This is a genomic window from Pseudomonas libanensis (genome assembly GCF_001439685.1).
Classification (GTDB): domain Bacteria; phylum Pseudomonadota; class Gammaproteobacteria; order Pseudomonadales; family Pseudomonadaceae; genus Aquipseudomonas; species Aquipseudomonas libanensis.
The window spans coordinates 396714-409107 of the sequence record NZ_JYLH01000002.1; the positions used below are offsets into that span (position 1 = coordinate 396714).

Consider the following 12394-nt stretch of genomic DNA (forward strand, 5'->3'; position numbering starts at 1 on the left):
CGGGTTAGCCGCCCCGCGCCATGGATGGCGCGTGGCGGCGGCCCACGGATTCAAGCCTGCGTTCGGGCACACCGAGCCTAAGCGAGGTGCCGAGTGTTGGGGCGAAGGCCTTTTGGTTACTTTTGTGCCTTTACAAAAGTGACACGCCGTAAGGGCGTAACCCTAAGTGGCCGTTACCGCAGCAACGGATATGTACTCGGTCTGATCCAACATCCTGGTCGGCTGTCAGGCCGCCATCGGGGGCAAGCCCCCTCCCACATTTGGTCCTGCTTGGCGCTGCAAATTTGGGTGAATACCGCGGGGCCATGAAGCAATCTTCACACTATGGGGTGAGCATTCGCCGTGATCGAACTGTCCTCTACTGATCAGCAGCTTTTCAACTCACTGACGATCGGAGTTCTTCATGGCGAAAATCAACCTGGCCCAGCAGCTGGCGACCACCCTTGAACAGGCGGGCATCAAGCGCATCTGGGGTCTGACCGGCGATAGCCTCAATGGTTTGACCGACGCACTGCGCAGTATGGACAGCATCGAGTGGATGCACGTGCGCCACGAGGAAGTCGCCGCCTTCGCCGCCGGCGCCGAAGCCGCCGCCACTGGAGAGCTGACCGTGTGTGCCGGCAGTTGCGGGCCGGGCAACCTGCATTTGATCAATGGCCTGTTCGACTGCCATCGCAACCATGTGCCGGTGCTGGCGATTGCGGCGCAAATTCCGTCGTCGGAAATCGGCCTGAATTATTTCCAGGAAACCCATCCCCAGGAACTGTTCAAGGAGTGCAGCCACTTTATCGAGCTGGTCAGCAACCCCGAACAGATGCCCCAGGTGCTGCATCGTGCCATGCGCTCGGCGATCCTCAATCGCGGCGTGGCGGTGGTGGTGATTCCGGGGGATGTGTCGCTGCTGGAAGTCGAAAACACGCTCAAGCCCTGGCCGGCCCTGCATGCACCGCGCACCTTGCCGGCGGAGCAGGACCTGCAACGCCTCAGCGAGATCCTGCAGGGCAGCGAGAAAGTCACCCTGCTGTGCGGCAGCGGCTGTGCCGGCACCCACGATCAGGTGGTGGCCTTGGCCGATGCCCTCGGCGCCCCGGTGGTGCACGCGCTGCGCGGCAAGGAGCATGTGGAATGGGATAACCCGTTCGACGTCGGGATGACCGGCCTGATCGGTTTCAGCTCCGGTTACCATGCGATGTTCGACTGCGACACCTTGATCATGCTCGGCACTGACTTCCCCTATCGCCAGTTCTACCCGACCGACGCCAAGATCATCCAGGTCGACCGCGACCCGCAGGCCCTGGGTCGCCGCGCGACGTTGGACCTGGGCATCGCCGCCGATGTCAGTGAAACCATCGCCGCCCTGCTGCCACGCCTGACCCGCAAGACTGATCGAAGCTTCCTCGAAACCTCGCTGAAGCACTATGAAAAAGCCCGCCAAGGCCTGGATGACCTGGCGCAACCGTCCAAAGCCAACCGCCCGATCCATCCTCAATACGTGGCGCGCTTGCTCAGCGAGCTGGCCGACGATGATGCGATTTTCACCGCCGACGTCGGCTCACCTACGGTATGGGCTGCGCGCTACTTGAAGATGAACGGCAAGCGCCGGCTGATCGGCTCGTTCAACCATGGCTCGATGGCCAACGCCATGCCCCAGGCGATCGGCGCCCAGGCGGCATTTCCCGGGCGCCAGGTGATCTCGATGTCCGGCGACGGCGGGTTCACCATGCTGATGGGGGATTTCATTTCACTGGCGCAACTGAATCTGCCGGTGAAACTCATCGTGTTCAACAACTCGTCCCTGGGTTTTGTTGCCATGGAGATGAAAGCCGCTGGCTACCTGGACACCGGCACCGAGCTGAAAAACCCGGACTTCGCCGCCATGTCCAATGCCATGGGGATTCTAGGTGTTCGCGTCGAGCAGTCCGAAGACCTTGAGCCGGCCTTGCGCCGCGCCCTGGCCCATGACGGCCCGGTGCTGGTGGACGTGGTGACCGCCACCCAAGAGCTGGTGATGCCGCCGAGTATCAAGCTGGAGCAGGCCAAGGGATTCAGCCTGTATATGCTCAAGGCGGTAATGAGCGGGCGTGGGGATGAGGTGATCGAATTGGCGCGGACTAACTGGTTGCGTTAAACAAGTTGGATGCCCCGCGATCCAGTATGGGAGGGGGCTTGCCTCCGATGGCAGTGCGTCAGCTAAACATTGACTGACTGATACACCGCAATCGGGGGCAAGCCCCTCCCACACTTGAGTTCATTGCCAGATCAAGCCGTCTGTTTTTCCACCCACTTGCCGTAGGCGTCAATAAAGGCCTGCAAGAATGGTTTGGTCTTTTCCGACAATTTCCCCGCCTCATCGAACACACTGCCCGCTCCGCCCAGGTAGGCTTCCGGCATTTGCATGCACCACACGTCGAGAAACACCAGGGACTGGCGCAGGTGATGGTTGGCGCCAAAGCCGCCCATGGCGCCTGGCGACACGCTGATGATCGCTCCCGGCTTGCCGCCCCAGACACTTTGCCCATACGGGCGAGACCCCACATCGATGGCATTCTTCAACGGCGCAGGTACGGAACGGTTGTATTCCGGAGTGACGAACAGCACCGCGTCGGATGAACTCACCTGTTGACGGAAAGTGCTGTAGGCTTGCGGCGCGGCTGCACCCTCTATGTCCTCGTTGTAGAGCGGCAAATCGCCAATTTCCACAATGCTCAGCTTCAGGTTGGCAGGGGCCAGTCCGGCCAGGGCCAAGGCGACCTTGCGGTTGATCGAGTCTTTTCTCAAGCTGCCAACCAGGACGGCAATCGTGTAGACCTTGCTCATTGGGGTTTCCCCGATGTCTGACTAAAGGAGCTTGTAGTTATAGAGATTTCACTGCGCGCGTACCAGCGTGTTTTTGAGAATGCCGCAAAAGTTGGCGCGCAATTTCCATGCGTGGGAAACGTCTGAAATTTTAAACGAATAGTATTTTTTTCTTATAGGTAAACTACCCCACTCCCTGACGGTCTACAGAACCGCAAATCGAGTGTTTATCTCCAGAGGTTCTAAACAGATGGCAGCAGTACTAGTCGGACAGTTTCATGCCAGAGACGCGGAAGGCCGCGTATATTCGGTGCATGAGTTCCAGGAATCCGAACCGGCGCAAGGCGACTTGGCGGGCTCGGCGCCTGCCTTCACCTACAAGCTGGCCATTGGCGACCGGGTGGAAAAGCTCGAGGGCGATGAGTTCAGATTGATTCAATCGGGCACCGTCCTCGTACGCGAATCGAAGACCACCCTCGCCTCATAAGATTTAGCCTTAAACACCTGCCCAGTCCTGGCGACTGGGCTGGGGATGCTCACGGGCTACGGACTTGCGTCACTTCAATGCCCTGCTCGCTCCGTTTTAGCGTTACCACCACCTGCCCTCGCTCCCCCTCCACCGCGTACATCGAGCGCGTGTAGCCCGATCGGTCGTAAGCCGGATAGGCCTCAACGTGCCTGATCAGCGTGATACCGAGCACCGCGCCCACCTGCTCGCCGACCTGTTCCTGAGAGCGGATAAACGCTTCAAGTTCGAGATTTTCCGGCGTTTGTTCAGCGTAATTATTCAAGAAGTAAGCCGCCATGCATCCCAGGGTCACCAGGACCAGGAGTTGCTTGGCCGTTACCCCGAAGAGCGTCGAGGGTAGAGGCATTTGAGACCAGACCTGTTTTTGTTGTAAGTACCGGGTTACCGGCAGTGGTCGTTGCTGATCAGACACAGCATTCTAGTAGGGCCGTGGCGCAACGCCATAGGCAGGGGCGACGCGCGCAGTCTTTTTTGCGCACACAGCCTTGCACCATTGAATCCCCATCGCGCTGCACATAGACTCCGGCCATGCGTTTACGTCATATCGAAGTGATTCAGGCCATCTTGCAGACCGGGCACCTCGGCACGGCCGCCGAGTGGTTGCAACTCCCCGTGGGCGAGGTAGACGCCACCCTCAAGGATGCCGAGTTGCAATTGGGGTTCATGTTGTTCGCCAGTGTACGCGGCCGCCTGCAAGCGACGCGCGAGACCCTGGAGTTGCAGGCGCATATTGGCCCACTGTACGAAGCGCTCGAACCGCTACAACGCCTGGCCAGCCGTTTGAAACACCATCACGCCCCGACACTGCGCGCCCTGTGCACCCCGCCGCTGGCCAACCAACTGTTGCCGCAAAGCATTGCCATGCTGCGCCGACGCTTCCAGGACACCCCGTGCAACCTGTCGAGCCAATCGACCCGGGAGATCATCAGGAGCCTGCTGCTGCACGAAGCCGATGTGGGCCTGAGCCTGCATGACCCGGAACATGCGCAAATCCAAAGCATCGTGCTGGCCCAGGGCAAATTGCAATTGCTCGCGCCCCATGGCTGGCTCAAACCCAAGCAAAAATACATTGCATTGCAGGACCTGGCCGGGCAGTCACTGATCGGGCTTGAGGGCCATGACCCGCTCAGCCGCCTGCTGGACGCCAAGCTGCAAGCCCTGCGCCCGTTGCCGGTGGTGCAGACGCGTGTGCAGACTTACCAGATGATGCGCAGCATGGTGGAAGCCGGGGAAGGCTTGGCGATCGTCGACCCCTTCACCGCCTTCGGCGCGCGGGAGGCCGGGCTGGATGCGTGCCCGGTGTCGCCGCCGATAATGGTCAGTTTGTATGCATTGACATTGAAAGACTGTGGGACCTTACCGGCATTGAATGCATTGCTGGAGATTGTCACCCAGAAGGCCGAAAGTCTCCTGGGCGGCGACACAAAACCCACAGCCTAAGCGTCAGATCGACTCCACTTCCGTCTTGAACAACCGATACCAGAAGATCGCCACTTCACGGGTTTGCGGATCAATCCCGCGATAACGCAGTTGGTCAATTCCGCCCATCACGTACCCGCATCGCTCATACAGGCGACAGGCCCCAAGATTGTTGTTCTGGGTTTCCAGCATCATGCCCGGCAGGTTTTTCTTGCGAGCCCAGAACTGCGCCACATCCAGCAACGCCTTGGCTACACCGTGGCGTCGCGCAGGCAACACCACCGCCAATTCATCGACGTGGGCAAAACCGTTCCAGTTGGTGCTGACCACCACATGCCCCACCGCGCGGTCATCCAGGTAGGCCATGAAGACCGCGCTGTCGGTGGCATCGCGAAAGCTGGCGAACTCTTCCGGGTCAATGCCGTAGCATTTGCGGTACGGCAGGACGCGCTCCACAGGCCACTGATCGACACGCTGGCCCATCTGCGGCACACCATAGGCGCTGACCTCGAAGCTGAAGTCATTGCCCCATACATAGGGGTCGAAACCTTCATCGGCGACCCGCACACTGAGCCCTGGGTACTTCGGGTTCATTACAGCTTGCATAAACATCCTTAGCCCTTGATGCAATCGACGGTGTAACAACGGCCACTGCCGTCATCTTCGTGTTGCAGCCCATGAACATCCGCGACAAAACCGGGGAAACTGCTATCGAACGTACGGGCAAACGCCAGGTAGTCGATGATTGAACGGGTTGACTCGGTAAAGCGTTCACCGGGCATGATCAACGGAATACCGGGCGGATAAGGCACCAGCATCACGGCCGCGACACGCCCAGGCAAGGCATCGATAGGGACTGCCTCCACCTCGCCCCTGACCAACTGGTCGTAGGCATCGGCGGGTTTCATCGCGATTTCCGGCAACACCGTATACATGCGTTTGAGATGCTTGGCAGTAGCGTTGCTACGGTAACAGCTGTGCAACTGGTCGCAAAGGTCGCGCAGCCCCATGCCCTGATAACGCGCAGGACCTTGGGCATACACCGACGGCAGACAACTGGTCAGGCTGGCATTGGCATCATAGCTGCGCTTGAATTCCAGCAATTCGGTGAGCAAGGTGCTCCATTTGCCCTTGGTGATGCCCATGGAAAACAACACAAGGAACGAATACAACCCGGTTTTTTCCACCACCAGGCCGCGCTCCCAGAGAAACTTGCTGACTACCGCAGCGGGAATCCCGCAATCGCTCAGGGCGCCCCCGGCGTTGAGGCCGGGCATCACCAGCGTCACCTTGATCGGGTCGAGTAATACGTAGTCTTCGGCAACGTCACCAAAACCATGCCACTCATCCTGAGGGTGCAACAACCAATCCGCAGTGACGACCCGGTCGATACCGGCGACCGAGGGCGGCTGCCAGATGGAAAACCACCAGTCTTCGGCAGCAATATGCTGGCGCAGATTGGCCAGGGCACGACGAAAACTCAGGGCCTCGTCAAACATTTCCTGTAGCAGCGAGCGCCCGGCCGGGCCTTCCATCATCGCCGAGGCCACGTCCAGCGAGGCGATGATGCTGTATTGGGGCGAGGTCGAGATATGCATCATGAAGGCTTCGTTGAACCGATCGCGGTCCAGTTGCCGCGCGCCGCCGTCCTGCACATGGATCATCGACGCCTGGCTGAAGGCGGCCAGCAACTTGTGCGTGCTGTGGGTGGTGAAGACCAAGGGGCTGTCCGGGGTGCGCGAGGTGCCCATGCCATAGCGCCCGGCGAAGAACTCGTGGAACGCGGCGTAGGCATACCAGGCCTCGTCAAAGTGCAGCACCTCGACACTGTTGCCCAGTTGCTGCTTGATCAATTCGGCGTTGTAGCACAGGCCGTCGTAGGTGGAGTTGGTCACCACCGCCAGCTTCACTTTCGCAGGCCGGCCACGGGTCAGGGGGCTGGCGTCGATCTTGGCGCGGATCGACTCAGGGCTGAATTCGCTCAGGGGAATCGGGCCGATGATTCCCAGCTCGTTGCGCTCAGGGCACAGGTACAGTGGGATCGCGCCGGTCATGATGATCGAGTGCAACACCGATTTGTGGCAATTGCGATCCACCAGCACCAGGTCGTCGCGGCCGACCATGGAATGCCAGACGATCTTGTTGGCGGTGGACGTGCCGTTGATCACAAAGAACGTATGGTCGGCGCCAAAGTTGCGGGCGGCGCGGGCTTCGGCTTCGGCCAAGGGCCCGGTGTGATCGAGCAGCGAACCCAGTTCGGGAACCGAAACAGACAGGTCCGAACGTAGGGTATTTTCTCCGAAAAACTGATGAAACGCCTGCCCCACCGGGCTTTTGCGATAAGCCACGCCACCGCCATGGCCGGGGGTGTGCCAGGAGTAATTGGAGTCGGCGGTGTGTTGCACCAGGGCCTTGAAGAATGGCGGCAACAGGGCATCCAGATAGGTGCGCGCAGAGCGGGCGACCTGGCGTGCCAGAAACGGCACGGTGTCTTCAAACAGATAGAGAATCCCGCGCAGTTGGTTGAGCTCGCTCATGGCATCGGCGGGGGCGTTTTCCAGGGTGACTTGCTCGCCCAGGGCAAAGATCGGCAGGTTGGACGCCCTCACCCGCGCCAGGCGGATCAGCTCGACCATGTTTTGCAGCAGATGGGTATTTTCCCCGGCGCCTTCAGCGGCGATCAGCATGCAGGCCAAGCCGTGATGGGTGGAAGCCACCAGCTTTCCTTCGGCATAGTCCACCGCTTCAATGATACTGAAGCCCTCTTGTTCCAACTCCCTGGCAATGCCTCGAACCCGGTCGCCGGCAACGGTGTCGGCCTTGATGTCACGGTGCACGATCAGAACAGGGAACTTCAGGTCTTTGTACATGAGCGCTCTTACTCCGGAGGCTTTGCACTCAAGGGTAGAAGCTGGGAGCAAATGTGGCGAATGAAGATTTTGCAGGCGATGAAGATCAACTGTGGGAGGGGGCTTGCCCCCGATGGCGGTGTGCCGGCTGATAAATGCATGGCTGATGCACCACTATCGGGGTAAGCCCCCTCCCACATTTTTACTGCATTGAGCTGGGTTATTGTTGGGTCAACTGAGTCCACAACGCCGGCGCCCCCGCCGACTTGGCAATCGCTTCCAACCGCGCCGCATGCTCGGCCAAATCCTGCTCGCTGGCCCGGATAATCGGCGTAGGCCTGCGATCAGCCGGCAGACGGCGGATTTCCGAAGGGCGGTTGCCGGAGCCTTCCGCCGATCCGGTGCCATCTGAGGCATTACCGGCCAGGGACAGGCTGGTCTGCCCGCCGGTCATGGTCAGGTAGACGTCGGCCAGGATTTCGGAGTCGAGCAAGGCGCCGTGCAGTTCACGGCCAGAGTTATCGACGCCATAACGCTTGCACAAGGCATCGAGACTGTTGCGTTGGCCCGGGTGACGCTCGCGGGCCATCATCAGGGTATCGAGGATGGTGCAGTGCTGGGAGATGTCCGCACGATCCATCTGCCCCATCAGGGCAAATTCGTTGTTGATAAATCCGATGTCGAACGCCGCGTTATGGATGATCAACTGGGCGCCGTTGATAAACTCGAAGAACTCATCGGCCACCTCGGCAAAACGCGGCTTGCCCTTGAGGAATTCGTCGGTGATACCGTGAACGCCAATCGCGCCTTCGTCACTGTCGCGGTCCGGTTGCAGGTAGACGTGGAAGTGGCGGCCGGTCAGGCGGCGGCCCATCAGTTCGACACAGCCGATTTCGATGATCCGGTGACCATCGGTCACCGGCATGCCGGTGGTTTCGGTATCGAGTACAACAGATCGGATGGCCATCAGGGTTCAGCTCTCAACGGTGTGGTGTGAGTCAAAGGGCGCGATGTTAACACGTGGGCTGGCATCAGCTCTGCTTGTAGCCGCGTACTTCGTCCACCCCACGGTTGGCCAACTGGTCGGCGCGCTCGTTGCCAGGGTGGCCGATGTGCCCACGCACCCATTTCCAAGTGATGTCGTGACGGTTGCATTGCTCGTCGAGCAATTGCCACAGGTCGGCGTTCTTGACCGGCTCCTTGGCCGCGGTCTTCCAGCCGCGTTTTTTCCAGTTGACCATCCACTCGTTGATGCCCTTCATCACATATTGCGAGTCGGTCACCAGCAGGACGTTGCAACGACGCTTGAGCTCTTCGAGGCCGCGAATGGCGCCCATCAGTTCCATGCGGTTATTGGTGGTGTTGGCTTCGCCGCCCCACAGTTCCTTCTCCACGCCCTTGCACACCAGCAGGGCACCCCAGCCGCCCGGGCCGGGGTTGCCCTTGCAGGCGCCGTCGGTGAAGAGTTCTACGCTATCGGTCATCGGTTGCATCCATCAAGACGGGCTGGCGGTAAAGGACCGACAGTATCCCGAGGCCGGGCAGCCCGGCCTGAAATCAATAAAGAGGTTAGGGTTCGCTTTGCTTGCGGTTGACCTTGGCCATCGGCATCGGTACCAGCTTGCCCATGGGTTGGCGCAGTACCTGGCGCACCGGCCGCAGCCCGACCACGATCTTGCGCGCCACCAATAAATAGAAGCCGCCACCGGAGAGTTGCCAGGCCCCCGCCCGGCGTTCCCAACCGGCCAGGCGGCCTTGCCACTTGGCCGTCGCCAGCGGCGGACGATAGCACCCGAAGCGGCGTTTCTCCAGCGCGAAGCCCAGCAGGTTCAGCCAGTCACCGACCCGCGACGGCGAGATGCAGCGCGCCTGGCGCAGGCCGTCATGGGCGAACACACGGCGCAGGCCCCAACTGCTCCAAGGATTGATGCCGACAATCAGCAAATGGCCACCAGGGCGCACGCTGCTCGCCGCTTCGCGCAGCAAGCCATGGGGCGACAGGCAAAAATCCAGCCCATGCTGCAACACCACCACATCGGCGGCGTGCTCGCTCAAGGGCCAGGCCTGTTCCTCACAGACGATTTCCACCCCCGGCAGCGGCGCGCCCAAGCGCACATTGCGTTGCACCTGGGGCGCCGACGGCGGGGTTTCGGCCGACGGCCCGTAATGCACCAGGTAGCCACCAAAGAACCGGCCCAGTTCGTCATCGAGCATGCGCCGTTCTTCATCCAGCAGAAATTGCCCAATCGGCCCGGACAACCATTCGCGGGCCGCACTGATAAGGGCCAGCCACTCAGGATCGGCCTGGGCGAACGCTTTATCGGTCATTGCATTCTCCAACTCGCCTAGACGTTCTAAGATGCACCAATGTGTTCAGCTTGGCGAATCGAAGAATGATACAGATCAGCGCCCTACCCGCCTTCACCGACAACTACATCTGGTTGTTGCAAGATCCCGCCACCCGGCGCTGCGTCGTGGTCGACCCGGGCGATGCCGCGCCAGTGCTGGCCTGGCTCCAGCAGAACGCCGAGTGGACCCTCAGCGACATCCTGGTCACCCACCACCACCATGATCATGTGGGCGGTGTCGAGCAGCTGAAACAGGTGACCGGCGCCAAGGTCTACGGCCCGGCCAACGAAAAGATCCCGGCGCGGGACGTGGCGCTGCAGGACAATGACCGTATCAACGTGCTGGGCTGGGACTTCGACGTCTACGCCGTGCCGGGGCATACCCTGGGCCATATCGCCTTTTATCACGAAGGGGTGCTGTTGTGTGGCGATACCTTGTTCGCCGCCGGTTGCGGGCGCCTGTTCGAGGGCACACCGGAGCAGATGCATGCCTCCCTGGAGCGCCTGGCCGCCCTGCCGGACGATACGCTGGTGTACTGCACCCATGAATACACACAAAGTAATCTCAAGTTTGCCCAGGCCGTGGAACCGCACAACGCCGACATCGCCGAACGGTTGGAAAACGTTGCCCAACTGCGGGCTCGCGGCGAGATGACGCTGCCTTCCAATCTGGCCCTGGAAAAACGCACTAATCCTTTCCTGCGCACCGCTGAAACATCCGTTAAACAAAAAGCGGACGAACGGAATGGCCGCGACAACCGCTCTGGGGCCGAGGTGTTTGCTAGCTTGAGGGCCTGGAAAGATAAGTTCTAAGAGGACGTATTCTGATACGTAATTTCTGAATGGTTGACCGGAACCGAAGCGCTTTCTAGAATCGCCCGACATTTTTGCCCGGAACTTACTTCCAGCCAATGTCGTCATCTATTCGTAAATCCATTTCTTCAGACGCATTGACCCGCCTGGCTCAAGCCGTGGCGGTGGCTGTTTCCGCGACTCTGGCGGGCTGCCAATCGACCCATTACGCTGCACAATCCACCGTGCAACCCAAACCCAATCTTGCTGCCAAGATCAAGCAAAAACCTATTTGGCTATCAGAGAAGCCCAGCCCCGAAGTGCCCCAGGATGTCTGGGAACGCATGCGTAGGGGCTTTCAATTGCAGGACGGCGTCGGCGTCAACCCGCGCATCGAGCAACAGCGCCTGTGGTTCGCCAGCAACCCGTCCTTCCTCGAAAACGCCGGCGAACGCGGCAGCCTCTACATTCATTACATCGTCGAACGCCTTGAAGAACGCAACATGCCCCTGGAGCTGGCGCTGCTGCCAGTGATTGAGAGTGCCTACAACCCAATGGCCTATTCGCGCAGCGATGCAGTCGGCTTGTGGCAGTTCATCCCCTCCACCGGGCGCTACTTCAACCTGCGCCAGACCCGTGCCTACGACGGCCGTCGCGACATTACCGCCTCCACCACCGCCGCCCTGGACTACCTGACGCGTCTGCATGACATGTTCAACGGCGACTGGCTGCTGGCCCTGGCGGCCTATAACGCCGGTGAAGGCACGGTCAGCCGGGCCATCGAGCGCAACGAAAAGCTCGGCCTGCCCACCGATTACTGGAACCTGCCCCTGCCCCAGGAAACCAAGGACTACGTGCCCAAGTTCCTGGCCCTGTCCCAGGTGGTTCTGGCGCCCGAGGCTTATGGCGTCAACCTGAACCCGATTGCCAACACGCCGTACTTCGAAGTGGTTGAAGTCAAGCAGAGCATGGACCTCTCACGGGTTGCCGCGCTGGCCGAGATCGACGAAGACGAACTGTTCCAGCTCAACCCGGCCTTGAAACAACGTACCACCCTGGACGGCCCCCAGCATTTGCTGGTACCGACCTCCAAGGCCCAGTTGCTCACCAGCACCCTTTCGACGATGAAGCCCGAAGAGTTGCTGAGCATGCGCCCGAAAAAGCCGGTGTTCGACGAGGTCGAGACCAAGTCGGTGGCCGGGCGCACCCGCAGCTACAAGGTGCGCAGTGGCGACAACCTCACCTTGATCGCCAAGGCCAACAAAGTCGATGTGCATGACCTGCAACGCTGGAACAAACTCAACGGCCAGGCCCTCAAGGTCGGCCAGACCCTGGTGATGCAGGACACTCGTAAAGCCGCGGCGAAAAAACCGGTGCAGTACAAGGTCAAGAAAGGCGACTCGCTGTACATGGTCGCCAAGCGCTTCAACGTCGAGATGCAACATCTCAAGCGTTGGAACCCGCGCACCGGCCAGGCACTGAAGCCCGGGCAGATGCTGGTGGTTTCCGGGCCGCGCTAAGACCTCAGAAACACTGGGGAGCAAATGTGGGAGGGGGCTTGCCCCCGATAGCAATGGACCAGTCAGCCTATGTACTGACTGACATGCCGCTATCGGGGGCAAGCCCCCTCCCACATTGGGCCCTCACTGCTCTCAACAGCT

At 60.3% G+C, this 12394-nt stretch carries 12 protein-coding genes; 5 read left to right on the forward strand and 7 right to left on the reverse strand.

Annotated features, from left to right (window positions below; all coding sequences use genetic code 11):
- Positions 1–403: 403 nt before the first annotated feature.
- Positions 404–2128 carry a ubiquinone-dependent pyruvate dehydrogenase gene (gene poxB / locus TU73_RS04350; protein ID WP_057011147.1) on the forward strand — a complete coding sequence of 575 codons (1725 nt, stop codon included), beginning with the start codon at positions 404–406 and terminating at the stop codon, positions 2126–2128.
- 131 nt (positions 2129–2259) lie between these two features.
- Here poxB and TU73_RS04355 read toward each other — a convergent pair whose 3' ends face one another.
- Complete coding sequence (locus TU73_RS04355) at positions 2260–2817, reverse strand: NADPH-dependent FMN reductase (protein WP_057011148.1); 558 nt, start codon at positions 2815–2817, stop codon at positions 2260–2262.
- A 229-nt stretch (positions 2818–3046) separates the two neighbouring features.
- Between TU73_RS04355 and TU73_RS04360 the strand changes: the two genes are divergently transcribed.
- A complete protein-coding gene (locus TU73_RS04360) occupies positions 3047–3283 on the forward strand; it encodes a hypothetical protein (protein WP_057011149.1) in 237 nt (78 codons plus the stop codon).
- 49 nt (positions 3284–3332) lie between these two features.
- Here the strand turns inward: TU73_RS04360 and TU73_RS04365 are convergent, their stop codons facing one another.
- Complete coding sequence (locus TU73_RS04365; RefSeq protein WP_057011150.1) at positions 3333–3671, reverse strand: hypothetical protein; 339 nt, start codon at positions 3669–3671, stop codon at positions 3333–3335.
- 182 nt (positions 3672–3853) lie between these two features.
- Between TU73_RS04365 and TU73_RS04370 the strand changes: the two genes are divergently transcribed.
- On the forward strand, positions 3854–4765 hold the full coding sequence (locus tag TU73_RS04370; RefSeq protein WP_057011151.1) for a LysR substrate-binding domain-containing protein: 912 nt from the start codon (positions 3854–3856) through the stop codon (positions 4763–4765).
- Between the two features lie 3 nt (positions 4766–4768).
- Here TU73_RS04370 and TU73_RS04375 read toward each other — a convergent pair whose 3' ends face one another.
- The 5 genes from TU73_RS04375 to TU73_RS04395 all read right to left on the reverse strand — a co-directional run bounded on the left by TU73_RS04375 (position 4769) and on the right by TU73_RS04395 (position 9921).
- Positions 4769–5350: a GNAT family N-acetyltransferase gene (locus tag TU73_RS04375; protein ID WP_082642542.1), complete on the reverse strand. Its 582-nt coding sequence runs from the start codon at positions 5348–5350 to the stop codon at positions 4769–4771.
- A gap of 8 nt (positions 5351–5358) precedes the next feature.
- Complete coding sequence (locus TU73_RS04380; protein ID WP_057011153.1) at positions 5359–7614, reverse strand: Orn/Lys/Arg family decarboxylase; 2256 nt, start codon at positions 7612–7614, stop codon at positions 5359–5361.
- A gap of 199 nt (positions 7615–7813) precedes the next feature.
- Entirely contained in the window at positions 7814–8554 is a 741-nt protein-coding gene (dnaQ, locus tag TU73_RS04385) for a DNA polymerase III subunit epsilon (RefSeq protein WP_167347557.1), read from the reverse strand.
- Between the two features lie 70 nt (positions 8555–8624).
- Entirely contained in the window at positions 8625–9077 is a 453-nt protein-coding gene (gene rnhA / locus TU73_RS04390) for a ribonuclease HI (RefSeq protein WP_003173571.1), read from the reverse strand.
- Between the two features lie 85 nt (positions 9078–9162).
- On the reverse strand, positions 9163–9921 hold the full coding sequence (locus TU73_RS04395; RefSeq protein WP_057011155.1) for a class I SAM-dependent methyltransferase: 759 nt from the start codon (positions 9919–9921) through the stop codon (positions 9163–9165).
- 65 nt (positions 9922–9986) lie between these two features.
- Here TU73_RS04395 and gloB point away from each other — a divergent pair, with 65 nt between their 5' ends.
- Positions 9987–10754 carry a hydroxyacylglutathione hydrolase gene (gene gloB, locus TU73_RS04400; protein WP_057011156.1) on the forward strand — a complete coding sequence of 256 codons (768 nt, stop codon included), beginning with the start codon at positions 9987–9989 and terminating at the stop codon, positions 10752–10754.
- 98 nt (positions 10755–10852) lie between these two features.
- A complete protein-coding gene (locus TU73_RS04405) occupies positions 10853–12253 on the forward strand; it encodes a transglycosylase SLT domain-containing protein (RefSeq protein ID WP_057011157.1) in 1401 nt (466 codons plus the stop codon).
- The last annotated feature ends 141 nt before the right edge of the window (positions 12254–12394 follow it).